The organism is Campylobacter sp. RM16187 (assembly GCF_025319965.1).
Classification (GTDB): domain Bacteria; phylum Campylobacterota; class Campylobacteria; order Campylobacterales; family Campylobacteraceae; genus Campylobacter_A.
This window is the reverse complement of sequence record NZ_CP012549.1, coordinates 1,737,734-1,762,602: the sequence shown is the minus strand read 5'-3', so window position 1 is coordinate 1,762,602 and position 24,869 is coordinate 1,737,734. Positions and strand designations below refer to the sequence as shown.

The following is a 24,869-nucleotide window of genomic DNA, read 5'->3' as shown; positions in this document are numbered from 1 at the left end:
TTTAATGAAATCCATCTTTAAATTTATCGTTTTTTATCCTAAGCGAGTTATAGCTGCGGTACTGCTTTTAACGCTTGTTTTTGGATATTTTTCTACAAAACTTGCCGTTGATGCTTCGACTGAAACGCTTCTGCTTGAAAATGATAAAGATTTAGCTCTTTTTCGCGATGTTGCCAAAAGATATGCAAGCCCTAACTACTTAGTTGTGGCATACACTCCAAAAAATGGGCTTTTAGACGATATTACGCTTGAAAAGATTAGAAATTTATCAAAAGAATTTGAGCAAAACGAGCTAGTTGAAAATATCGTATCCATACTAAACGTTCCGCTTCTTCAAAGCTCGGCCGGCTCGCTAAGCGATATCATCAAGCGAGTGCCAACTCTTGAAGATAAAGATATCAACAAAACTGCCGTGATGAGCGAGTTTGCAAGCAGTCCGCTATACACAAACGCGCTTGTAAGCAAGGATCTAAAAACCACCGCGATAATCTTAAATTTAAAAGATGATAAAAGATACGCCAAGTTTTTAAACGCTAGAAATTTTCTCTTAAATAAAGAGCTAAACGGCACTTTAAGCAGCGGCGACAAAGAAGCTTTAAAAAGCGCAAATTCGGACTTTAAAGCCTATCGCGACGACTTGCGAGTAAAAGAGCAAGCAAGTATCGATCATATACGAAGCGTGCTTGATAAATTTAGAGGCGATGAGACGCTGTTTTTAGGCGGAGTAAACATGATCGCAAGCGACATGGTAACCTTCGTAAAATCAGATCTCTACACTTACGGCATAAGCGTTTCTTTACTTTTGATATTTAGCTTGTGGCTATTTTTTAGGCAGCTTCGTTGGGTTGTTTTACCTATATTTATCTGCGCGATTAGTGTGATTTTTGCGACAGGGCTTTTTGGCTTTTTGGGCTGGGAGATAACGGTTATATCGTCAAATTTCATAGCTCTTCAGCTGATAATTACGATCTCTGTTGTCATTCACCTCATAGTTAGCTACAGGGAATTTTTCATAACAAAACCAAGCTTAAATCAGCACCAGCTCGTTTATCTAACGCTTAGAGATAAATTTAAGCCGTCTTTTTTCGCGATATTTACGACGGTTATCGGCTTTTTATCGCTTGCATTTTCGGATATAAAGCCTGTTATCATGCTTGGCGTGATGATGAGTACGAGCATATCCATCTCGCTTGTGCTTGCGTTTTTGCTATTTGGTAGCGTGGTTTCAGAGCTTAAAAAACTTGCTCCGGTTAGGACGTTTGAAAATAAATTTAGCTTTACTAAAATTTGTGCAAATTTTGCCTTAACTTCGAAATTCGCAGTTTATGCTATAAGCGCGTTTATGCTCGCTTTTGGAATTTACGGCATTTCAAAACTTCGCGTTGAAAACAGCTTCATCGAGTATTTCAAAAGCTCGACTGAAATTTTTAAAGGCATGCAGGTAGTCGACACCAAGCTTGGCGGAACGGTGCCTGTGGACGTGCTTATAACATTTAATGAAGCAAGTAAAGATGAAGCTAAAAACGAGCCCAAAGATGAATTTGAAGATGAGTTTAAGGCTAATGAAAGCGAGGCTAAGTACTGGTTTAACAGCCATAAGATGAACATTGTAAAAAAGGTGCATACTCATCTTGAAAGCAAGGAATTTGTGGGCAAAGTTTCAAGTCTTGGCACGCTTTTGGAGATCATTGAAATTTTAAACGACGGCGTGATTGATGACTTCTTACTAAGCGTGATGTATGAGCAGATGCCTGAAATTTACAAAGATATCATTTTAAGCCCTTATGTTAGCATCGCGGATAATCAAGTGAGATTTTCGCTTAGAACTATTGACTCGGACGAGAAGCTTAGGCGAGATGAGTTTTTAAAGATGCTTGAAAGCGAGATAGTAAATTTAACTAAAGATGATAACGTAAAAGTGCAGATAAGCGGCGCAATGGTGCTTTATAACAATATGCTTCAAAGCCTGATTTACTCGCAGATCGATTCTCTTGGCTTTGTTGTTTTGACGCTTTTTGTGATATTTTGCATAATTTTTAAGAGCATAAAACTTGCGATTATTAGCATTATTACAAACATTATCCCGCTTTGTGTGGTCTTTGGCGTGATGGGAGCGGCGGGAATTCCGCTTGATATCATGAGTATCACGATAGCTTCCATAAGTATCGGTATCGGCGTGGATGACATCATACACTATATCCACAGATACCGCGAAGAGCGCCGAAGTAAAGGCGTGGCGGAGAGTATAAAGGCTTCGCACGCAAGCATAGGTTACGCGATGTATTACACTTCGTTTGCGATATTTTTAGGTTTTAGCGTGATGGTTACGAGCAATTTTATCCCGACTATTTACTTTGGACTTCTTACTGATTTGGTTATGGTTATGATGCTACTTGGAGCGCTTGTGCTCTTGCCTGCGCTTATTCATACGTTTTATGCAAAAAGCGTTGCTAAGTAGATAAATTTATTTCATAACCCTCAAGAACGAATAGACATCATTCACGCCTTCGATATGTTTAGCATACCAGATAGCGTGCTTTTCTTGCTCTATATCGGTTATGATGCCTGTAAATACGACGTTACATTGCACAACGCTAACTCTTACGCTAGTACCGCTTATCTTACTGTCTCTAAATAGGTTGTTTTTGAGTGCAAGCATGATATTTAGGTTGCTTTTGCACTCTTTTGCGTCACTTGGAAATCTTATATAGGTGTAAATTTTCTTTACGCCTTCGGTGTTTTTGGTTAACTCTATAAGTTTTTCTTTGTGTTTAATATCTGGTACAACGCCTATTAGATAGACATTTCCATAAAAACTCTCTACATCTATACTGATATTACTAAGTCCTGAGCTTAATAGAATTTTGCTCTGAATTTTACTTTTTACAAATTTGTCTCTTGCGATTGAGTAGATTCCTCTTTCATCCTGAGATATGGAGTAGGCGTCATATATATTTACTCCTGTCATAGGAGAAATCGGACGGGTAATCATGTCTAAGCATCCACTTAGTAAAAACATAGGTAATAAAATAATAATTCTTTTAATAGTCAGCCCGATATTCATAGCCAGTCCAAGGGAATTTTGATTAAATACTATAAAAATCAAACTAAAATTTATATAAAATTTGATAAAATACGATCCTTGTGGAGGATAAAGCGATCTGGTGGCGCTCGCGGACTTCAAATCCGATGGCGGGGCGGTTGACCGTTCTGCGGGGAGTTCGATTCTCTCATCCTCTCGCCATATTAAATGTGAATTTTTATTCTTAATCAATTTTTTATTATTTCTTATATTAGATAAAAATAAAAAAGATGATACAATAATGCCTATCTAGATAAAATTGGAAGGTTTTTATAGAGTATGATTTTTTCAAGCAATAAAAATAAAAGCTTGTCTTATAATATTTTAAATAGAGTTTATTTCGCAAATTTAGTCACTATTATTGCGATATTTTGCATAATAGCTTTTGCTGTAAATATTAAATTCAATGAAATTCGCGAAAATATGTATTTAAGCAATCAAGAGCTTAGAAATATTATTTTAAATAATGTCAAAACCGTCAACGACGAACTTACACTTATTAGCAGATATATAACATCAGACAATACTAACACAAGGGCTATTTTGGATTACTCAATGAGTAATCACAAGAAATATTACGCTATGCATGTTGCTACAATTGATGGCGATATTGAAATTTCTACCTTTTCTCATAGAGATGTAAATAAAGAGTATCTACATTTTTTTAAATCAAAACCATGGAAGGATAAATTTGTAGATGGATTTTATAGATCCAAATTTGACTTTCATCATGGAGATATTCCAACCAGGTTTATTGTAAAAGATCTTGAGAATGGTAAAATTTTAATTGCCGAAGTAAAGCTAAACTACATATATAATGAGTTATTGCAAATGCAAAATTCAGCGGGGGCAAACTCTTTTATCATTAATAAAGATGGAAGAATTTTGTTTCACCAAGATATAGAGCTTGTTTTAAAGCAAAAAGCCATATTTGATATTTATAGCGTAGACATGAATTATGCAGACCAAAATAGTATTAGAATTAACTGGGGGGCAGACAACTTTGACCTTTACATGGTTCAATACATCCCTAAAGCCAGAACAGCTGTTGTAACTTATCGCCCTATTAGCAATATATTGTATACAAACTGGCTATTTTTAGGTATATGTCTAGCATTTTTTTTAATAGGACTATTTTTAGTTTTTGTGGATGTCAAATTTGCCGTAAATGGTATTATAAAGCCTATATTGTTTATAAAAAAGCTTATAAAAAAGCTTGAAAAAGAGGAGAGTATCGGTCAGTATGTAAGCACTGGCTATATAACTGATTTTAACGAAATGGTGGATTCGATTATCCATGTTAATGAAAATTTTCAAAACAAAAAAAATAGCTTTTTAGAATATGAGAAAAAATTTGGATACCTTTTTGAACAGGGTCCTCTGGTTATACTTTTGATCGATGCAAAAACAGGTGATATTGTAGAGGCTAGTTCAAAGGCATTAGAATTTTATGGATTTTCCAGAGATGAATTTTTAAGTAAAAGATTGCAAGACCTTGATGCCGATAGTGCAAAAGGTGCAAATATTATGACTTGTGACTGTAGTGACAATACAGTAGCTTACGAAGCTAGACATATACTCTCAAATGGCGATATAAAAGATGTATTGATAAAAAAGAAAAATATAGAAGCGGATGATAATAAGCTAGGATTTTGTTTAATTGAAGATATTACTTGGGAAAAAATAAATAAGAGAAATTTTAAAAGAGAGAATGAGGCTAATATCTACTCTCCGATATTTAAAATATCTTGGAAAAATGGCTTTATGCAAGATATTTTAAGCGTCTCGATTAATACCGAGATTATATTAGGCTATAGGCTAGAAGAGATGCTGGCTGATGATTTTAGTTTTAAAAATATTATACATCCTGCAGACTTTGATAAAATCTTTAATGAATTTAATATCAAATTTAGATTATTTAGTACTAATGCGGTAAAAAAAGATTATGAATTTTTATCCTCTATCAGGATATTGAAGAAAAATTTAGAAGTTGTAACTTGTAATGTTTTTTTAAAATTTATATCTAGTGACGATAAAAATATAGATGAGGTCATAGGGTATTTTGTAGACAGTTCTATTATAGATAAAATGGATTTAAACAATAACCCTTCAAATCATACTTTGCATAATGGCAACTATTATGAAATAGACGGTCTAAAGTATAAAAATGATGCTGATAAATATAAAAAAATAGTCTCAAATTTATTTTCAAATTCTCAAGAAGCTATGGCTGTGGTAGGGACTGATGGTAAATTTATAGACGTAAACGATGCTTTTGTTCAAATAACGGGATACTCTAAAGAAGAGGCTATAGGAAGCTCTTCGAATTTATTAAATTCTGGTACTCATGATAGCAAATTTTTTGCTAATTTGTGGCGCAATGTTATCAATGAAGGGTATTGGAGAGGTCATATTTGGAATAAAAAGAAAGATGGTAAAAAATACCTAGAGCTTTTGACTATAAGCACCGTTTATGACAAAGACGGCAGTATAGAAAACTTTATAGCTATTTTTTCAGATATCTCGCATGCTAAAGAAAAAGAAGAAAATTTAGAGCAAATAGCCTATTATGATGCACTAACAAAACTCCCGAATAGATTTTTATTCTCTAAAAAACTAAATGATGCAATGATAAATACTGTAAGCACAAAGACTTCCATTGCTGTTATATACATAGACATAGATAATTTTAAACCTATAAACGATTTGCATGGACACTCTGTTGGCGATAGGCTATTGATCGCAATTTCAAAAAATATCAGCATTGTTTTAAAAGAAAATGATGTTTTAGCAAGGATTGGCGGGGATGAATTTATAGCTATTGTAAATGATTTAACTTATAAAAATGAGATTAATGATATATTAGAGGACATATTAAGGGCTGCAAGTAGAGATATTGTGATAAACAATAAGCATCTAAGAGTGAGTGCCAGTGTTGGTGCAAGCTTATATCCTCAAAAGATAGATATAGATCAAGATACACTTATAGAGCAGGCTGATTGGGCTATGTATCAGTCAAAATTATCAGGCAAAAATAAATACTATATATTTGATCCTGATGCGGATAAGTATTTTAGAGATCACTATGCATTATCCGATAGAATATCATCAAGTCTTTTAAATGATGAATTTTCGCTTCTATATCAACCTATATTAAATATAAAAACAAATAAGATTGTCGGTCTTGAAACATTTATAGCTAGAAAGACCGGAAATACGATTTTGTGTGAAGAAATTTTACCTCTTATAGCAAATGGTTATATATATGATGATTTAGTGCTTTGGAATATAGATATGGCACTTAAAGATCAATCTCGTATGCGCACAAAATACGGACTCGATTTAAAAGTTAGCGTAAATGTAACCTTAGAGCTTATTCATAGATCAGACTTTATAAAGAAATTTCATTCCATTGCCGAAAGCAGAGAGCACAATAACTTTCATATGCTTGAGCTTAATATTAAAGATGCCTCTTCATTTAAGCAGCCTATTGATAGTAATGAAATTTTAAATACTTATAAAAGCTATGGTATATCTCTTATACTCGATCAATTCGGCTCAAAATCTACTTCTATTCAAAATTTAAAAAATATCTATGCCGATAAATTAAAGGTCTCAAAATACTTAAGTCTGGGAGTGGTAAAAGAGGCTGATAGCTTGATTATATTAAAATCAATTCTTACTTTATCTAATATATTTTTAAAAGAAGCCATTGCAAAGGGAGTAGAGACATCTGAGAGTATGTATTTGCTTATGAAGGCGGGGTATCACAACTTGCAAGGAGGATATATAGCTCCTCCAATGAGGCTTGAGAGCATTAAACATTGGCTTGAAACATATAAAATTCCAGACAAATTAAAGCATATAGAGGCTCTTAAAGAGAGTGAGCTTATATGGTGCAATTTGGCGGTTATGCATAAGGGCTGGATAAAGAGTTTGCTTGATATGCTAAGCGCTTCAAATTTTAACAAATTTGATACAAAAGAATTTGCTAGAAATTATAGTGAATTGATGGTTGAATCCTATAAAAAGCATATTTCAGATTTTCATAAAGTGTCTATTCATGTTGAGACAACAGGTATAATTATGCAAATTTTAACAAATATAGAGCAAGGTCAAAGTATATCAAAGCTTGTTGTTAAATTAAAAGATAAGCGTGATAAGATTTTGACTTTAGAGTAAGGACTGAAAATTTATGGAATTTAAAAATTTTGAAGGCAGGGTATATGAACATGAAATTCCTGTCGGAAGCAGACTATATTTTGGGAAGATAGCGACTTTAAAAAGGGACATTGAGAATCTCGCTAGTAGAATTTTGTTGGAAAATGGATTTCATGAGATTGTAACTCCATATTTTTCATATCATCAACACTTAAGCGTATCTCCAACTCAGCTACTTAGATTTAGCGATCATGCCAATAACCAAGTAAGTTTAAGAGCCGACAGTACCGTAGATGTCGTGAGAATAGTCCTTAGAAGGCTTAAGGATACCGAACCAAAACGATGGTTTTACATTCAGCCTGTTTTTAAATATCCTAGTAGCGAATTTCATCAGATAGGTGCAGAACTGATAGGCGAAACAGATCTCGCCATAAGCGTAAAAATGGCTAAAAATTTATTCGATAAGTTAGGACTTAAGCCTCATCTTCAAATAAGCCATATCGAAATACCGCATATAGTTTGCAGGCTTTTAAATCTGCCTATATCCATATTTGAGCATGGAGAGATAGAGAAAATTTTGAATCAAAAAGAGGAGTGGCTCAAAAAACTTGCTTTTGTAAATAGCGTAAAAGAGATAGATGAAATTTATAGTATTGTTCCAGATGAGCTAAAAGAGCCTCTTAACGAGATAAAAAGAGTGGCTGAGCTGTCGCAATGCGAAAATTTAAGAATAGTTCCACTATATTATTCAAAGATGAGATATTACGATAAACTATTTTTTAGGTTTTTAAGTGGTAATGATATATTAAGCGGCGGTGGAAATTACGAAATAGACGGTATTAAAAGTAGCGGTTTTGGCGTCTATGTGGATGCTTTGCTAGAAAATTTAAAAGATAAGAATATATAAAGAATTTATTGAAGGATTTAAGATGAATAGAGCTGATCTGATAGTAGGCGTGCAGTGGGGAGATGAGGGTAAGGGTAAGATAGTAGATATGCTAAGTGCCAACTACGATATGGTTTGCAGATGCCAAGGCGGACATAATGCCGGTCACACAATATGGACCAATGGCGTTAAATATGCTCTTCATTTGGTTCCTTCCGGGGTTTTGCATAAAAATATAATCAATATAATAGGCAACGGAGTTGTCGTATGCCCTGAATTTTTAGTTAAAGAAATTAAGCAGTTTGAAGCTCTTGAAGGAAGATTTTTTATAAGCGATAAGGCGCATCTAAATTTGCGCCATCACGCTTTAATCGATCAGGCAAAAGAGCGTCTTAAAGGTAAAAACGCTATAGGAACGACAGGTAAAGGAATAGGTCCCGCATATGCAGATAAAATAAGCAGAAACGGTCATAGAATGGGAGAGCTTTTGGATCCTGAAAAACTATGCGATGATCTAATGAATGATTTTAGTGAGAACAAGAGCTTTCTTGATACTTTAGGTGTTGTTATTCCTAGTAAAAATGAACTTTTGGACGAGCTAAAACTATATAAAAAAGAGCTTGGAAAATTTATTGCAAACACTACTCAGATGGTTTGGAAAGCGCTTGATAGTAATAAAAAAATAATGCTTGAGGGTGCGCAAGGAACTCTACTTGATATAGATCACGGCACATATCCTTATGTAACTAGCTCAAATACTATAAGCGCAGGAAGCTGTAGCGGAATAGGCATTAGCCCAAAAGAGGTAGGTGAAGTAATAGGCATAATCAAAGCCTATACTACTCGTGTTGGAAACGGGGCTTTCCCTACCGAGGATTTTGGTACAGATGGCGATATAATGTGCGAAACAGGCAAAGAGTTTGGCACTACTACAGGCAGAAGAAGACGTTGCGGATGGTTTGATGCAGTAGCTGTAAAATATGCAGCAAGACTTGATGGAGTGGATAAATTTGCTCTTATGAAGCTTGATGTTTTAGATGGCTTTGATAAGGTGAAAATTTGTAAGGCTTATGAGTATAAGGGTGAGATTATCGATTATTTTCCTACAGATCTTGAAAATGTTAAGCCTATATACGAAGAGCTTGAAGGCTGGGATAAGGTTGAGGGAATTCGTAAATTTGACGACTTGCCGCAAAATGCAAAGGCCTATATTGAGCGTATAGAGGAGCTAACCGGCACAAAGGTTGGCATAATATCAACCAGCCCAGAAAGAGAAGATACTATTGTTAGATGAAGAGTAAATTTACTCAGATTGTAAAAGTAAAAAAACAAAAATTAGATAAAATCGGTCTCAGGCTTGCTAAAAGCAGGGTTGAAGCCGATATGATAGAAAATTTTATTAATGATACAAATTTGAAAATAGCCTCTTTTAAGCTACCTTCAAATGGTGAATTTACCGAGCTTAAAGGCTCTTTAGAGTTTTTAAATTTGATCAGAAAAGAGAAAGATATACTTTCTCAAAGGCTTGAGCTTGTTAAGAAAAGTATAATGCACTTTGAGCATCAGTATAAAAACGCAAGCTTAGAATATGAGAAGATGAAATATCTTGAGAGCGAAGAGTTTAAAGCGGAGCTTGCTAGAGTTAAAAAGCTTGAGCAAAATTCTATTGATGAGTTTGCTACTATGAGATATACCTATTTAAAAGAGAGTGAGATTTGAGAAAAATTTTATCTTTATCTATATTCGCATTATTTCTTTTTGGAGCTGAAGTTCCTGTTGATTGTGTCTCTATATTTGAGGCTAGAAAGGGTGAGCTTATAAAAGAAATAGAGAGAATAGATGAGGAGAAGCAAGGACTTGAAGCCTTTAGGGCGTCAAGCGAGGCTATTTTTAGAGAGAGAAATGCACAGCTAAGCAAAAAAGAGAGTGATATAAATGCGACTTTGGCTAAAATAGAGGAACAAAAAGCTCATATAGAAAATTTAGTAAAAAGAAATGATGAAATTTTGTCTCAGATTAAAACAATGACAACTGATAAGGTTGGCGAAGCATACGGAAAGATGAAAGATCAGGCCGCGGCAGATGTGTTAAGTGCTATGGATAGGATAAGCGCTGCAAGCATAATGTATGCTTTAGCTCCTAAAAAAATCTCTTCTATAATGGCTAAAATGGAGCCTGCTGTGGCGTCTGAAATAACTCTTCTAATCAAGCAAGGCCCACCTTTTGGAAAAAAAGATAAAGATAATAAAATTGATTCGTCCATTAAGCTTGAAGGACCGGCCGGCAATTTGCTAAATTTATAGTTTTTGTAAATATCTGTGTTTCTTATGAGTTAGAATTTAACCTTTTTTTACCTTTTTTTAGTTAAAATCCAAACTAAAAAAGAGAGGTAAAAATGCGTATTAAACTGCCACACACTCCATATATATCGCAAAAGATTGCAATTGATCTATTAAATTCAGGATTTGTTACTTTAAGTAAAGGCATTGAACCGCTCTGTGCACTTGCAAAAGAGATATTAGATAGTGATTTGCAGCGTGAAAGGGCTCTTGAAGAGCGAGTAAATCAGGTTTTAGAAGAGAATGAAAACGAGATGGAATTTATGCAAGTGGATAGAAAAAATATGTTTTGGCTTGTCAAGAAAAAGCTTGCGAAAGACTATGATGTAATATTGTCTTACGAAGATAGATTCAATAATATCGCTCACTTGATTCTTGAAGCCGCTTGGAAAAAAGGGCTAATGGACTATAGCGTATCTGAAAATAGAGTAAAAAATGTGATTTATGGCTCCATTGAAGACTATATAAAAATCTATGAAAAGCTTGAAGATGTTGTAATCTCTAAAATCGATAGCTACAAAAGAAAGCTTATACCAGGAACCGAAGAATACGATATAGTATTTGAAAGACTTTATGAAGAAGAGTTAAGAAAAAAGGGAATGCTGCAATGAAAGCTTATATATATCTTGAAAACGGCGTATTTTTAAAGGCTAAAGCTTTCGGAAAAGGTGGAAGCGCGGTTGCTAATATGGTTTTTAATACAAGCTTTACAGCATATCAAGAAATTATAACAGATCCTAGTTATGATGGGAAATTCATAGTTTTTACATCTCCTGAGATCGGCATAGTCGGCACAAACAATGAAGATTCTAACAGTGATAAAATTCACGTTAGCTCTATTTTGATACGATCTTTTAATAAGAGGCCTTCAAATTTTAGAGCTACAAAAGATTTGGATGAGTTTTTCAAAGAGAATGGAAAATTCGGTGTTTATGATATAGATACTAGATTTTTAACTATGCTTATTCGTGAAAAAGGCGAGCTAAGAGCCGCTATATCGACAGAAATTTCAAATCCTAATGATTTAAAACAGATGCTAGATAATAGATCCTAAATTTATATGGATAATGCCACAATAATATCTATTGTAAGCGTTGCCTTTTTTAGCTCCATAGGACACTGTATAGGTATGTGCGGGGGCTTTATGGTGGCTCTTTCGACTCTTGTAAACCGAGAAAATAAAATAAAAAATATATTTGCGATAGTCGGGTATAATGCGGCTAGAGTTAGCGCATATATCTTGCTTGGAGCGCTTTTTGGCGCATTTGGTAGCCTTTTTGCGCTATCTCTTAAGGCAAGGGGTTATTTTCTCTTTATAATTGGTGTTTTTTTAGTTATTTTGGGTATTGCTCTTATAAAACGCGGCAAAATTTTAAATTTTTTAGAGGGAAATTCCGCTATTTATAAATTTATAAATTTAAAAATCAAAATGATAATCTCAAAAGATATGAAATTTGGTTTTTTAGTGCTTGGGTTTTTAAACGGACTTATACCTTGTGGGGTAGTGTATTATTTTTTAGCTATTGCTATCTCGACAGCAAGCGCAATAAATGGTGCTTTGGTAATGGCCATTTTTGGTATGGTTAGTTTGGTTATGATGAGCTCTTACACTTTGATTTTAAAATTTTTAAACGATAAATTTAGAAGTTTTATGCTCTATCTATCCGGATTAGTAGTGATTATTTACGGTATTTATATATCTTTTATAGGATTTATGGCGACAAATGGATGATATAAAGACTAGATTTAGACAGTATCAAGATGCTATTGAGGCCAGTAATATTGTTTCAAAAACCGATATAAACGGTATTATAACCTTTGTAAATGATGAATTTTGCAAAATTTCAGGATTTAGCAGAGAGGAGCTCATAGGAGCAAATCACAATATAGTTCGTCATCCTGATGTGCCTAAAAAGACTTTTAAAATTTTGTGGGATACGATTTTAGCCAAGAAAGTTCATAAAAGTATAGTTAGAAATCTTACTAAAGATGGCAAAGATATATATCTGAATACTACGATTATTCCTATTTTGGATCCAAATGGAGATATTGAGGAATTTGTAGCTATTAGGCATAATGTAACTGATGTTATAAATTTAAATAATGAACTTTTAAAGACAAAAAGAGAGCTTGAGGATTTAAATCAAAACCTTGAAAATAGAGTTAAAGAACAGACTGCCGAGCTATTAAATTTAAATCAAAATTTAAAATGTCTGGTTGAGGCCGAGATAAAAAAGAATGAGGAAAAGACCCAGATGCTGTTTTTTCAATCAAGACTAGCATCAATGGGTGAGATGATAGCTAACATAGCTCATCAATGGAGACAGCCTCTAAACGAGCTTAGTATAATGCTTTTTAGGTTTAAAGAGGCGTTTTTAGCTCAAGACAGTTCAAGATTTCAGACAGATTATGATGATTCAAAGCGAATTATTAAAAATATGTCTCAAACCATAGAGGATTTTAGAAATTTTTTTGCGATAAATAGAGAAAAAGAGCTCTTTTTACCCTCTATTGCCGTAAAAAATGCAATGAAAATGGTTCAAGGCACATATGAAAAAGATAATATTAAGATAGACTTTTCTATAAAAGATGAGAGCGAAGTATTGGGTTTTAATTCTCAACTCTCTCAAGCGCTAATAATCCTTCTTTCTAATGCAAAAGATGCAATGAAAGATGTAAATAATGAAAAAGCTGTTACAATATCTATATATAAACAAAATAAATTTGTAGTTATTGCGGTCGGTGATAATGGCGGCGGTATAAAAGATGAGATAATGGATAGGATTTTTGAGCCATATTTCACGACCAAGCATCCAAGTTCCGGTACCGGAATAGGACTTTATATGCTTAAGATGATAATTGAGAATATGAATGGAAAAGTTAGTGTAAAAAATGATAGATTTGGAGCTTGTTTTACAATAAAGATTCCATATATGGATAAAGGATAGATAGTGGTAGGAAATTTAAAAGAGCTTACAATACTTTTAGTAGAGGATGAAGGTGGGGCTAGAGAGTCTATGGGCGAAATTCTTGCAAATGAATTTAGCAAGGTTATTTTAGCCGGCAATGGCGATGAGGGGTTAAAGAAATTTAAGAAATTTAATCCAGACATTGTGGTAACAGATATTGCTATGCCTATAATGGACGGACTTGATATGTCAAAAGAGATTAAAATCATCTCCAGAAACACTCCTATCGTTATTTTAAGCGCATTTAGCGAAAAGGAGAGGCTGCTAAAAGCTATTGATGTCGGTATCGATAAGTATTTAATGAAGCCTATTGATATGGATGAGCTTTTTGCAACTCTTATAAATATAGCTCAATCAAAAATAGAGGGAGCAAATTTAATAAAAATTACTGATAGATACTCATTTAATCAAACAAAAAGAGTCTTAGTAAAGGACGGAGTAGAGATAGCTCTGACTAAAAAAGAGCTCTCTTTTGTCTCTCTTCTTGTCAAAAGACTCGGGACTTTGGTTTTGATAGAGGAGATAAAAAATATCGTATGGGTAGGTGAGAAAGTAAGTGATGCTGCCATAAGAACTTTTGTAAAAAGAGTTAGGGATAAGATTGGAGCTGAGCTGATAAAGAATATCCCGGGTCTTGGATACAAGATAGATTTAAAATGAATTTTTAATTAAATATATAAATTTTTTCACTCGTTTAAGAATAGATATATATTTTTTAATTTAAAATACCATTTTAGTTACATTTTTATTTACAAATTTGAAAAGGAGGTTTTGATGCGACCATCAAATGCATTAAACTACGATTATACCGTAGCTAAGTACTTTATGTTTGCTACAATACTATTTGGCATCATCGGTATGGCTATCGGCGTAATAATAGCATTTCAGATGGCATATCCCGATCTAAATTATCTTGCCGGAGAGTATGGGACATTCGGTCGTCTTAGACCGCTTCATACATCAGGAGTTATATTTGGATTTATGCTTTCTGGTATATTTGCGACCTGGTATTATATAGGACAAAGGGTGCTAAAGGTCTCTATGAACGAATCGCCGTTTTTAATGTTTATCGGCAAATTTCACTTCTATTTATATATGGTTGTGATGGTTCTTGCGGTGATAAGTTTATTTGCCGGAGTTAGTACTTCAAAGGAGTATGCGGAGCTTGAATGGCCTCTTGATATAGGAGTTGTTCTTGTTTGGGTTCTTTGGGGTGTTAGTATATTCGGACTTATCGGAATTCGCCGCGAAAAGACGCTTTATATCTCGCTTTGGTATTATATAGCGACTTTCCTTGGCGTTGCCATGCTGTATCTATTTAATAATATGTCTGTACCTACAAAGCTTATTTCAGGATACGGCGACTGGTGGCATTCTGTCTCTATGTATGCAGGAACCAATGATGCCTTAGTTCAGTGGTGGTACGGACACAACGCGGTTGCTTTCGTATTTACAGTCGCGATAATCGCTCAAATTTACTACTTTCTTCCAAAAGAGAGCGGACAGCCGGTATTCTCATATAAGTTATCGCTTTTTGCATTTTGGGGACTTATGTTTGTCTATCTTTGGGCTGGCGGACACCACCTGATATACTCTACGGTGCCTGATTGGATGCAGACTATGGGATCGGTATTTTCGATAGTTCTCATACTGCCATCTTGGGGCTCTGCTATAAACATGCTTTTAACGATGAAGGGCGAATGGGTTCAGATACGTGAAAATCCGTTAATTAAATTTATGATTTTAGCTTCTACGTTTTATATGTTCTCAACTCTTGAGGGACCAATTTTATCTATTAAGTCGGTAAATGCTCTTGCACACTTTACAGATTGGATTCCTGGACACGTTCATGATGGCACCCTTGGTTGGGTTGGATTTATGACTATGGCGGCACTTTACCATATGACTCCTCGCGTAATGAAGCGTGAAATTTACTCAAAATCATTGATGGAAGTTCAATTTTGGATCCAAACAACAGGTATAGTTTTATACTTTGCATCAATGTGGATAGCCGGAATTACTCAGGGTATGATGTGGAGAGCTACAGATCAGTTTGGTAATCTTGCATATTCATTTATAGATACTGTTACGGTACTTATTCCATATTACTGGATCAGGGCTATAGGCGGTCTTTTATATCTAGTAGGATTTTTTATATTTACTTACAATATATATAAGTCAATGTCGGCTAAAGAACTTACTAAAGAGCCATTTAGCGCAAGTCCTGCAGGCGTAAGGGGGTAGAGATGTTTAGTTGGTTAGAAAAAAATCCATTCTTTTTTGCCGTTGCTGTCTTTATAGTTATCGCGTATGCAGGAGTTATCGAAATTTTACCTGATTTTGCAAATCGCGCTAGACCTCTTGAGGGTATAAAGCCTCCTACAGTTTTAGAGCTTGCGGGCAAACACATATATATGAAAGATAGTTGTAATGCCTGTCATACACAGATGATTCGTCCTTTTAAGAGTGAGACCGATAGATACGGTATGTACTCTTTAAGCGGTGAATATGCTTACGATCGCCCTCATCTTTGGGGTTCTAAAAGAACAGGTCCTGATCTAAAACGCGTAGGAAATTATCGCACAACCGATTGGCATGAAAATCATATGCTAGAGCCTACATCTGTAGTGCCTGGTTCTATTATGCCAGCCTATAAGCATATGTTTAAAAATAATGCCGATATTGAGACGGCTTATGGTGAAGCTTTGACTACTAAAAAAGTATTTAATGTTCCTTATGATATGGAGGGAATGCCTAAGCTTGGTACTTGGGAAGAGACTCAAGCGATAGTAAAAGAGCAGGCTCAAATGATAGTTGATGAGATGAAAAATCAAGAAGTAAAAGATGCGTTTGCAAGAGGCGAGATAAGAGAGATCGTCGCTATAATCGCATACTTAAATAGCTTGAAATAAGGCAAGATCGTGGATGTGCAGGCTTTAAGAGAGATTCAAGGTTACGGATTTTTCTTCTTTACCGTTTTTTTAGTGGTTGTACTATATAGCTATTGCTATCATTTGTATAAATCAGAAAGAACAGGCAGGAGAAACTATGAAAAATACTCAAATTTAGTGTTAAAAGATGATTTGAGCGATGAAATTTTAGAGTCCGTATCTACGAGCAAGAATGTTAAAAAGGAAAGTTGAGTATGAAATGGTTTAATTTAGAAGATAATATTAATTTACTCTCGCTTATCGGTGCATTGGCTATCATATTGCTTACACTGCTTGTTGTCGGAAAATATGTAAAACAGATAAAAGATAGAAAATCCGAAGGCGAGCTTAGCGAGCATAATTGGGATGGAATAGGCGAGTATAAGAATCCTCTTCCTGTGGGCTGGGCCTTAATGTTCGTACTTACTATAGTATGGGCGATATGGTATTATTTGGTCGGATATCCTCTTAACTCATATTCTCAAATTGGCGAATATAATGAAGAGGTAAAGGCTATGAATGCTAAATTTGAGAAAGAGTGGGTGAATCCTGATATAAAAACTCTTCATGCAATGGGTGAGGGTATATTTTTAGTTCAATGCTCCGCATGTCATGGAATTACGGCCGATGGAATAAATGGTAAAGCCGCTGATTTAAGCGTATGGGGAAGCGAGCAGGGTATAGTAGATGCTATTATAAACGGCTCAAAGGGGCTTGATTACCCAATGGGAGAAATGCCTCCTGGAATGGCTGATGAAGAGGGCGCCAAGGCTATTGCAGCCTATATAGCAAAAGAGCTTTCTGGTATAAAATCGACCAAAAATGAAGCCTTGGTAGAGACCGGTAGATCCCTATATCCAGTCTGTGCATCTTGCCACGGAGATGACGGTAAGGGAATGGATGGCATGAGTCCGGATCTTACTAAATATGGTACAAGTGAGTTTGTAATGGATGTGTTAAAACGCGGTAAAAAAGGTGCTATAGGTGCTATGCCTAAATTTGATGACGGAAGACTTAACGCATTGCAGCAAAAGGCTGTAGGCGAATATATCTTATCGCTTACGAAGTAAGGAGCTATGATGGAAAATACTAATAGAAACGTTTTTGCACTAAACGGTGCAACGGGAATGCTTATCGCTACCGTGCTTTTGCTAACTATCTTAGCCGTACTTACCTATCTTGGCATCAAAGCTCAACAAGATGTGGCGCAAAAGCCATACACTATCGAAAATAGAAGCGCTATCGAGATGAAAAGTGTTGATAACGCTAAGCACATAAAGATAAAGGAGTAGATATGTCGGCGATTTTAGAGAAGATTATCATCATAGGACTCGTCCTCTCCGCTATAATTTGTGCATGGGCGGTTTTAACTCCTAACCATCTGTTCGTAGGATGAAATTTATAAATTTTAAGGGCTTATTTATCGCCCTTACTCTGCTTTTAACCTCAGCTTTTTCAAAAGATATTGTCCTTGTGAATCAAAAAATTTTAAGTGATAAAGTAGCCGAAAGAATAGAGCTTATAGGCGACGAGTTATTTGAAAAATCAGGTATTTACGTAGGCATAGGACTGTTTGATAATTTAAATGGGAAAAATTTAAAAGAGACTTTTGGCGAGTTAGATTTAAAGCCGCCTTTTGCATTTTTGATGCTATCTAAATTTGAGCATAAGGTTGAAATTTTTGCTGATAACGAGACTCTTAAACTGTTTAATAAAGAGGGAATTTTAAGCCCATATCCGTCTAGCGGCTCTATTTTGCCGATACTTACTTCAAAAAACGGCAAGGATATTTATAATGCCGCTATGCTAAACGGATATGCGGACTTAGCCGAGCAAATAGCCTCATCAAAGCGGATTAAATTAGAAAACGCGCTAGGAAGCTCAAATAAAATTTTTCTTGAGATCATCAGATTTTTCGTATATGGCTCAATAGTCCTTGTGATAGTCGTGATGTCGTTTAAGAAATTTAGGAATAAAAATGCAAGATAACACAAAGACGTTTTGGCCATACGCTATCGTACTCTCCATCATCGCTATTGTCATAGCCTGCATAGCTACGATTATGATTGCGCTTAAAAATCCCGTTCAGATGGATACCTTTTATATCGATAGGTATCAAAATGTAGATGAGAATATCAATAAAATTCACGAGAGTCAAAAGAGATTTGATTCTAAGTTTAGTGTCATTTTTAATGGTGCTAATATAGAGAAGCATAACGATTTTCTTAAAGCTATATTTGAATTTACCGTAACTCCAAAAGATAACAAATCTGCTAATCTTAACACTCAAATTTTATTAACCAGACCAGAAACTAATGAGCTAAATCAAAATTTAGAGGCGATTTGGCAAAATCAAAAATTAATTACAAAGAGTGTAAAATTAACTAAAAAGGGTAGATGGCAGCTGCTTTTAAAGCTAAATGACGGCACCGATACCGGATTTTATAAATTTGAAATTGAAGCGAAGTGATAGATTTAAATAGACTTTTTGTTTTTACAAACTCACGTAAAATTCGTGATTTTAACTCAAAATTTGAAGAGCAGTTAATACCCAAGGCGATTACTATAGCCGAATTTGAAAAAAAGGCGGTTTTGGTAAAAGATCGTTTTGAAGCCGATAGCGTATATTTGCTAGTGCTTATGCAAAGAGCTAGTGCAAGCGTCAAAGAGGCTAGAGAGCAGCTTAAAATACCCGATGAATTTTTTGCATTTTTAAAAAATAATGACTATCTTTTTAGCTTTTTTAAAGAGCTTGCAATTCAAAAAAAGAGCATAGAAGATATTAAATTTAGCGATATATACGCCAATTTTGAAGAGCATTTGGCTATACTTGAAGCCGTGCTAAATAGATATAAAGAGCTACTTGAAAAAGAGAATTTATACGATGATATAGTTTTGCCTGAAATTTATAATCTAAACGAGGATTATATCAGGGAATTTGATGAAATTATCATAGAGATAGACGGATTTTTAAGTGATTTTGAATGGGAAATTTTAAATCAAGTTTCATCTCTTACCACTCTTAAAATCATATTTCAAACAAGTAAATTTAATAAAAAATTAGTAGATAAAATTTCTCAAGCTTCAGGAATTAAAAATTTTGCCGAGTATTCAAAATTTGAGCTAAATTTGAGTGATAAAACACTTAAAAATATCGGCACTATCAATAAAAAAAGAGAGATTCAGACTAGATCTTTTGCTACGACTAGCCTTGAGTGTGCTTATGTTATGGCTAAAGCAAGCGAGTTTATAAGAGATGGGATTGAGCCTGAAAAAATAGCAGTGATTTTGCCGGATGAGAGCTTTAGCAAGCTTCTTGCAATGCACGATTTTAACCGAATTTTTAACTTTGCTATGGGAGAGAGCTTTAAAAATACAAAGTTTTTTCAAACTATAGAATATATTGTAACTGCAATAAACGATAAAAAAATAGTAAATTTAGACACTCCAAACAGATTTGAATTTAATGAATTTGAGTTTATTTTGGACTCTTTTGGAGTTAAAAACGAGCTTTTTAATAAATTTAAAAATCACTTTGAAATGAGTTGCGAATTTAGTTTTTTTAAAGAGCTTATAAATGAAATTTTATCTCTGCAAGATGATAAAAATGTCGAAGATTTAGTTTTCGAAGAGCTTTTTTATATAGAAAATTTGGCTAGATATTTTAACTTTACGCTAAGACAAATTTGTGAAATTTTCCTTATGAAGCTAAATACTCTCAAACTTGACGACATAGGCGGTGGCAAGATAAACGTAATAGGTATCTTGGAGAGTCGCGGAATGAAATTTGACGGTGTTATTATTGTTGATTTTAACGACGATTTGATACCAAAACGTAGCGTAAACGAGATGTTTTTAAACTCAAAGGTTAGAGAAAAAGCAGGTCTTATAAGCTATATAGATAGAGAAAATTTACAAAGATTTTATTATGAAAATCTCATAAATGAGTCCAAAAAAACAGCGATTTGTTATCTTGTAAATGAGGAAAAAATCCCTTCAAGATTTCTAAATGAGTTTATAGCTATTAAGGATATGAATTTTAGCGATGACGAGTATGCTAAGGTTTTATCGCGCGTGCAAGATGGAGCTAGGCTAAGGGCGTTTGATGATGAAGTGATTTTAAGGCATGATTTTTTTGCTAAGCCACTTTCATTTTCTAAGCTAAACACATTTTTAACATGTCCTAGGAAATATTATTATTCTAAAATTTTAGGAATTAAGCCAGCTTTGATGCCTCAAGATAGCCAAAATACAGCACTTGGAAATGCTGTTCATGCGGCGCTTTGCGAGTATTATAATAAATTTGAGAAATTTGATCTGATTGAATTTGAAAAAATTTTAAGTAGTAAGGAAATCTCGCCTCTTGATTTTGAAATTTTGATGATAAATTTTGAAAAATTTGCCAAAAAAGAGCAAGATAGATTTGCTCAGGGCTGGAGGGTTAAAGCCTGTGAAAAAGAGCTTAGTCACAGCTTTGAAGGAATAATGTTGACAGGCTTTATCGATAGGATAGAAGAGAGAGATGGCGAGATAAATTTAATTGATTACAAGAGTGGAAGTTTTGATAAAAAATCATTGCAACTTCCTTTTTATGAGGCTCTTGTGGGGGCTAAATGCGAGGCTTTTTACTATGATTTAAAAAGCGAGATGGAGTTAGTTAAATCTGCTTCAAGTTTAGAAGATTTACGAATAGAGCTTGAAAATCTTAAAAAAATAAACAAAAGCGAGATAAATTTTAGTCGCAATGTAGGTGCAGCATGCAGATATTGCGAGTACAAAATCATTTGTAAGGGCGAACTATGAAGCCATTTTTAGCCCTAGAAGCAAGTGCTGGCAGCGGTAAGACATTCGCTCTTAGCGTGCGATTTATCGCGCTTATATTAAATGGCGCAAACATTAATGAAATTGTAGCCTTGACCTTTACCAGAAAGGCTGCAAATGAGATGAAAGAGCGCGTTGTAGAGACATTTTTAAATCTTAAAGAAAAACCAAGCGAGCTAGAAGAGATATCTAAGATTTTAAATCAAAGTAAAGAAGAAATTTTAGGGCTAAGAGATGCAAGGCTGGCTAAATTTTTAGAAGGCAATCTTAAAATTACTACCTTTGATTCGTTTTTTGTGATGATTTTAAGGCAATTTAGTCTAAATATGGGGCTAAGTTCTGATTTTAAAATAGTTTCTGGCTTAGAAAATCTGCAAAGAGCTGAGTTTGCACTTGAAATTTCAAAAGACAAGGCACTTTTAAAAGCGCTTGCTAATCTTATCATATCGGCTCAAAATAGTAAAAATAGCTTTTTTGATGCGCTTGAGATGTTTTATGATAATTTTGGCGAGATAAAGTGTGTGCAAAACTCTAAATTCCCAAGCGAAGTTGCGGTAGAAAACAGCCTTAGAAATTTATATGAATATGCATTAAAAAAAGATGCAAGCGACCAGGCTTTAAAGAGTTTTGAGCCAAAAAAACCAATCAGGCTACTTGAGAGTGCTTTTGTAGAAAGGGATAGTTTAAACTACCGCACATATTCTAAAATTTATTCGCCTGAGCTTGATGAGCTTTTTTGGGAATTAAAGGCGAATTTAAAGCTATATTTTGACGAGCTTGAAGCTTACAAACTAAGCGAACTTAATAAATTTTTACAGATTTATAAAAGTGTCAAATTAGCACTTAATAGAAGGTTAAACAGTCTAACTTTTAGTGATGTTTCAAGATTAACTTATGAACTTCTTTGCAAAAATTTCGATGCACAAGTGCTTTATTTCAGGCTTGATGGACGGATAAATCATCTTTTAATTGATGAATTTCAAGATACTAACGTAACTCAATACGAGATAATGCTTCCTTTGATATCTGAGATTTTATCAGGATACGGACAAAACGGACTTGGAAGCTTTTTTTACGTAGGAGATATCAAGCAAAGTATATATAGATTTAGAGGCGGCAAAAAAGAGCTTTTTGCTAAATTGCAAGATGATTTTAAACAGATAAAAAGCTCAAGCCTTGATACAAATTACAGAAGTTTTGCCGCTTTAGTAAAATTTACAAATGCAATTTTTAAGGACAAAATTTCAGATTTCAAAGAGCAGCTCGCAAGCACTAAAAAAGATGATAGGATTTTAGACTTAAGAGTTGATTCTTGGTGTGAATATTTTGTGCCAGATAGCGATGATTACGGGTTTTTGCGAGTAGTAAGCAATGATGATATAGTTAGTGAAGTGCTAAATCAAGTTAAATTTTTACTTGAAAACGGAGTCAAAGATGACGATATTACTGTGCTTTGCTGGAAAAATGAGGATATAAACTTCATTTCTAGCGCTCTTGAAAGCGCAGGCATAAATTTGGTATCGGAAAGCACGTCTTCTTTGCTTCAAAGTCCTTATGTAAGAGCGATAGTAGAGTATGCTAAATTTTGTCTTTTTAAGGATCCAATTTATAAGCTAAACGTAGAAGCTTTGCTTGACACCAAGATCTATTTACTTGATATTAACCCATCTAAACCGGCTTTTTTAAGCCTAAATTATCTTGCTCAAAAACTAAATATTGATATTTCAAATATCGATATTTTAAGGCTTTTTGAACTTGCAAGAGAATTTAAAAATTTAGCAGATTTTATTTTTAATCTCGATAGCTTTGATGCCGTAATAAGCGCTAAAAATAGTGTAGGCGTAAAAATAATGACTGTGCATAAATCAAAAGGACTTCAGTTTGAAAATGTCATAGTATGCGACAGGATAGGGGGTTCTAAAAGCGATAGTTCCAGTTTTTTAGCCGAATATGACGTGAAAGATGGCTGGAAGATAAAGCAAAATATAAAAAAAGAGAGTTTTGATGAGGATTTTAAGAACCTTAAAAATAGAGCCAAAGAGCTTGAAAAAGAAGAGAATTTAAATAAGCTTTACGTAGCTTTTACGAGAGCTATTTGCGGTCTTGTTGTTATTAAAAAAAGTAGTCCAGATGGAAGAAATCCTAGCTTTTTTACAGCTTATGAGCTAAAAAGTAGTCAGGAAATTGTAGAGTATCTCGATTTGAAAGAATTTACTTTTGGTCAGGTTATACCTAGTAAAAAAGATGAAATTCAACAGGTAAGAAATAGCAAAGATATAGATATTATCAAGGTTGCAAGGCAGGATATTGATACTAAAAAAGATAGTATGGCAAAAAATCAAAATGCCATATATCTAGGTTTAGCATTTCACTATCTCTTTGAGATGACGGCTAGATTTGACGAGAGAGCGTTGTGGGTGGCAAGATCTGCTATGTTTAATAAATTTCATAAATTTCTTTCTGATGATGAGCTTGAAGAGCTATTTTTAAGAGGATTAAATTTAATAAAAGACGAGAAATTTATAGAGCTTACTACGAATAAAAAGATATATAAAGAACAGCCTTTGAAATTTAATGGCTCGTTAAAGCAGATTGATCTTATGTGCATTGATGATAATGAAATTTGTATAATAGATTATAAGACAAGCGATCATAGTATCGATGAAAACATATCTCAAATAACGAACTATAGAGATGCTATAAGTAAATTTTATCCAAATCTTAAGATAAAAGCTGTATTATTTTACACTTTGAAAAACAAAATTCAATATATTGAAATTTAAAAACTACTTAAATTAAGGTTTATATAAGCTACTTTTAAATAAAATCACGTTCTAAAATTATTGGCAAAGGTAAAAAATGACACAAATAACAAAGCCAAACGAGGTTAAACGAGATTGGATTGTCCTTGACGCGGAAGGCAAGCGTTTTGGTAGATTGCTAACCGAAGTTGCGACAATACTTCGTGGCAAAAATAAACCAAATTTTACTCCAAACGTTGATTGTGGAGATTATGTTATCATCATCAACGCTTCAAAAGTAGAATTTACAGGAAATAACAAAGCTGAAGATAAGCTATATCACAGACATTCTGGCTATTTCGGAAGTACAAAAAGTGAGAAATTTGGCGATTTGGTAGCCAATAAACCTGAAAAGCTATTTAAGCTTGCGGTTCGCGGAATGCTTCCAAAGACAAAACTTGGTAGAGAGATGATAAAAAAACTAAAAGTTTATGCGGGTAGCGAACATCCTCATACAGCTCAAATCGCTAAAAAAGAAGGAAAATAATTATGGCAAAAGTTTATGCAACTGGAAAAAGAAAAACTGCTGTCGCTAAAGTTTGGATAAAGTCAGGAAGCGGCAAAATCGTAGTAAATGGAATGGATCTAAATAGCTGGCTTGGTGGGCATGAGGCTATCAAGCTAAAGGTTGTTCAACCTCTTCTAGTTACTAAGCAAGAGAGCCTTGTGGATGTTACTGCTACTACTTTAGGAGGCGGATATTCAGCTCAGGCTGAGGCTTTAAGACACGGAATTTCACGTGCTTTAGCTGCAATGGACGGTGATTTTAGAGCAGTTCTTAAACCAAAAGGCTTATTAACTCGTGACTCTCGTGTGGTTGAGCGTAAGAAATTCGGTAAGAGAAAAGCAAGACGTAGTCCGCAATTCTCTAAACGTTAAT

Annotated in this window: 23 protein-coding genes and 1 tRNA gene; 23 read left to right on the top strand and 1 reads right to left on the bottom strand. The window is 34.3% G+C overall.

Annotated features, from left to right (window positions below; translation table 11 throughout):
* The first annotated feature begins 4 nt into the window (after positions 1-4).
* Positions 5-2,458 carry an efflux RND transporter permease subunit gene (locus tag CDOMF_RS09390; protein ID WP_260951738.1) on the top strand — a complete coding sequence of 818 codons (2,454 nt, stop codon included), beginning with the start codon at positions 5-7 and terminating at the stop codon, positions 2,456-2,458.
* Between the two features lie 6 nt (positions 2,459-2,464).
* On the opposite strand, the gene CDOMF_RS09385 is transcribed toward CDOMF_RS09390, so the two are convergent.
* A complete protein-coding gene (locus tag CDOMF_RS09385; protein WP_260951737.1) occupies positions 2,465-3,064 on the bottom strand; it encodes a BON domain-containing protein in 600 nt (199 codons plus the stop codon).
* 82 nt (positions 3,065-3,146) lie between these two features.
* On the opposite strand from CDOMF_RS09385, the gene CDOMF_RS09380 reads away from it, so the two are divergent.
* The 22 genes from CDOMF_RS09380 (at position 3,147) to rpsI (ending at position 24,868) form a co-directional block, all read left to right on the top strand.
* Positions 3,147-3,244: transfer RNA gene (locus CDOMF_RS09380), tRNA-Sec, on the top strand.
* A gap of 117 nt (positions 3,245-3,361) precedes the next feature.
* A complete protein-coding gene (locus CDOMF_RS09375; protein WP_260951736.1) occupies positions 3,362-7,264 on the top strand; it encodes a bifunctional diguanylate cyclase/phosphodiesterase in 3,903 nt (1,300 codons plus the stop codon).
* A gap of 13 nt (positions 7,265-7,277) precedes the next feature.
* On the top strand, positions 7,278-8,150 hold the full coding sequence (locus tag CDOMF_RS09370) for an ATP phosphoribosyltransferase regulatory subunit (protein ID WP_260951735.1): 873 nt from the start codon (positions 7,278-7,280) through the stop codon (positions 8,148-8,150).
* A gap of 22 nt (positions 8,151-8,172) precedes the next feature.
* Positions 8,173-9,423 carry an adenylosuccinate synthase gene (locus tag CDOMF_RS09365; protein WP_260951734.1) on the top strand — a complete coding sequence of 417 codons (1,251 nt, stop codon included), beginning with the start codon at positions 8,173-8,175 and terminating at the stop codon, positions 9,421-9,423.
* Positions 9,420-9,848 (top strand): flagellar export protein FliJ, encoded by a 429-nt coding sequence (locus CDOMF_RS09360; RefSeq protein ID WP_260951733.1) that lies wholly within the window; start codon positions 9,420-9,422, stop codon positions 9,846-9,848. Before CDOMF_RS09365 ends, CDOMF_RS09360 begins: the two co-directional genes overlap by 4 nt.
* Positions 9,845-10,432, top strand: a complete 588-nt coding sequence (locus CDOMF_RS09355) for a MotE family protein (protein WP_169975765.1) — start codon at positions 9,845-9,847, stop codon at positions 10,430-10,432. Before CDOMF_RS09360 ends, CDOMF_RS09355 begins: the two co-directional genes overlap by 4 nt.
* A 92-nt stretch (positions 10,433-10,524) precedes the next feature.
* A complete protein-coding gene (locus CDOMF_RS09350) occupies positions 10,525-11,079 on the top strand; it encodes a DUF507 family protein (RefSeq protein WP_260951732.1) in 555 nt (184 codons plus the stop codon).
* Positions 11,076-11,522 carry a carbamoyl-phosphate synthase domain-containing protein gene (locus CDOMF_RS09345; protein WP_260951731.1) on the top strand — a complete coding sequence of 149 codons (447 nt, stop codon included), beginning with the start codon at positions 11,076-11,078 and terminating at the stop codon, positions 11,520-11,522. The genes CDOMF_RS09350 and CDOMF_RS09345 overlap by 4 nt, the downstream gene beginning before the upstream one ends.
* A gap of 6 nt (positions 11,523-11,528) precedes the next feature.
* Positions 11,529-12,200: a sulfite exporter TauE/SafE family protein gene (locus CDOMF_RS09340; RefSeq protein ID WP_260951730.1), complete on the top strand. Its 672-nt coding sequence runs from the start codon at positions 11,529-11,531 to the stop codon at positions 12,198-12,200.
* Positions 12,193-13,416, top strand: a complete 1,224-nt coding sequence (locus tag CDOMF_RS09335; RefSeq protein ID WP_260951729.1) for a PAS domain-containing sensor histidine kinase — start codon at positions 12,193-12,195, stop codon at positions 13,414-13,416. The genes CDOMF_RS09340 and CDOMF_RS09335 overlap by 8 nt, the downstream gene beginning before the upstream one ends.
* Before the next feature lie 3 nt (positions 13,417-13,419).
* A complete protein-coding gene (locus tag CDOMF_RS09330) occupies positions 13,420-14,097 on the top strand; it encodes a response regulator transcription factor (protein WP_260951728.1) in 678 nt (225 codons plus the stop codon).
* A gap of 114 nt (positions 14,098-14,211) precedes the next feature.
* On the top strand, positions 14,212-15,681 hold the full coding sequence (gene ccoN / locus CDOMF_RS09325; protein ID WP_260951727.1) for a cytochrome-c oxidase, cbb3-type subunit I: 1,470 nt from the start codon (positions 14,212-14,214) through the stop codon (positions 15,679-15,681).
* Between the two features lie 2 nt (positions 15,682-15,683).
* Complete coding sequence (gene ccoO / locus CDOMF_RS09320) at positions 15,684-16,349, top strand: cytochrome-c oxidase, cbb3-type subunit II (protein WP_260951726.1); 666 nt, start codon at positions 15,684-15,686, stop codon at positions 16,347-16,349.
* Positions 16,350-16,358: 9 nt separating this feature from the next.
* Positions 16,359-16,580 carry a cytochrome c oxidase, cbb3-type, CcoQ subunit gene (locus tag CDOMF_RS09315; protein WP_169975780.1) on the top strand — a complete coding sequence of 74 codons (222 nt, stop codon included), beginning with the start codon at positions 16,359-16,361 and terminating at the stop codon, positions 16,578-16,580.
* Positions 16,581-16,582: 2 nt separating this feature from the next.
* Positions 16,583-17,437, top strand: a complete 855-nt coding sequence (locus CDOMF_RS09310) for a cbb3-type cytochrome c oxidase N-terminal domain-containing protein (RefSeq protein ID WP_260951725.1) — start codon at positions 16,583-16,585, stop codon at positions 17,435-17,437.
* A 9-nt stretch (positions 17,438-17,446) separates the two neighbouring features.
* Positions 17,447-17,659: a DUF4006 family protein gene (locus CDOMF_RS09305; RefSeq protein ID WP_260951724.1), complete on the top strand. Its 213-nt coding sequence runs from the start codon at positions 17,447-17,449 to the stop codon at positions 17,657-17,659.
* Between the two features lie 100 nt (positions 17,660-17,759).
* On the top strand, positions 17,760-18,356 hold the full coding sequence (locus CDOMF_RS09295; RefSeq protein WP_260951720.1) for a hypothetical protein: 597 nt from the start codon (positions 17,760-17,762) through the stop codon (positions 18,354-18,356).
* Positions 18,346-18,837: a FixH family protein gene (locus CDOMF_RS09290; RefSeq protein WP_260951718.1), complete on the top strand. Its 492-nt coding sequence runs from the start codon at positions 18,346-18,348 to the stop codon at positions 18,835-18,837. Before CDOMF_RS09295 ends, CDOMF_RS09290 begins: the two co-directional genes overlap by 11 nt.
* Entirely contained in the window at positions 18,834-21,170 is a 2,337-nt protein-coding gene (locus CDOMF_RS09285; RefSeq protein WP_260951716.1) for a PD-(D/E)XK nuclease family protein, read from the top strand. Before CDOMF_RS09290 ends, CDOMF_RS09285 begins: the two co-directional genes overlap by 4 nt.
* Positions 21,167-23,971, top strand: coding sequence for a RecB-like helicase (locus tag CDOMF_RS09280; RefSeq protein ID WP_260951714.1), 2,805 nt, complete (start codon positions 21,167-21,169; stop codon positions 23,969-23,971). The genes CDOMF_RS09285 and CDOMF_RS09280 overlap by 4 nt, the downstream gene beginning before the upstream one ends.
* A gap of 76 nt (positions 23,972-24,047) precedes the next feature.
* Positions 24,048-24,476 carry a 50S ribosomal protein L13 gene (gene rplM / locus CDOMF_RS09275; protein ID WP_170020495.1) on the top strand — a complete coding sequence of 143 codons (429 nt, stop codon included), beginning with the start codon at positions 24,048-24,050 and terminating at the stop codon, positions 24,474-24,476.
* Between the two features lie 2 nt (positions 24,477-24,478).
* Complete coding sequence (gene rpsI, locus CDOMF_RS09270) at positions 24,479-24,868, top strand: 30S ribosomal protein S9 (protein ID WP_169975796.1); 390 nt, start codon at positions 24,479-24,481, stop codon at positions 24,866-24,868.
* Position 24,869: the final 1 nt, after the last annotated feature.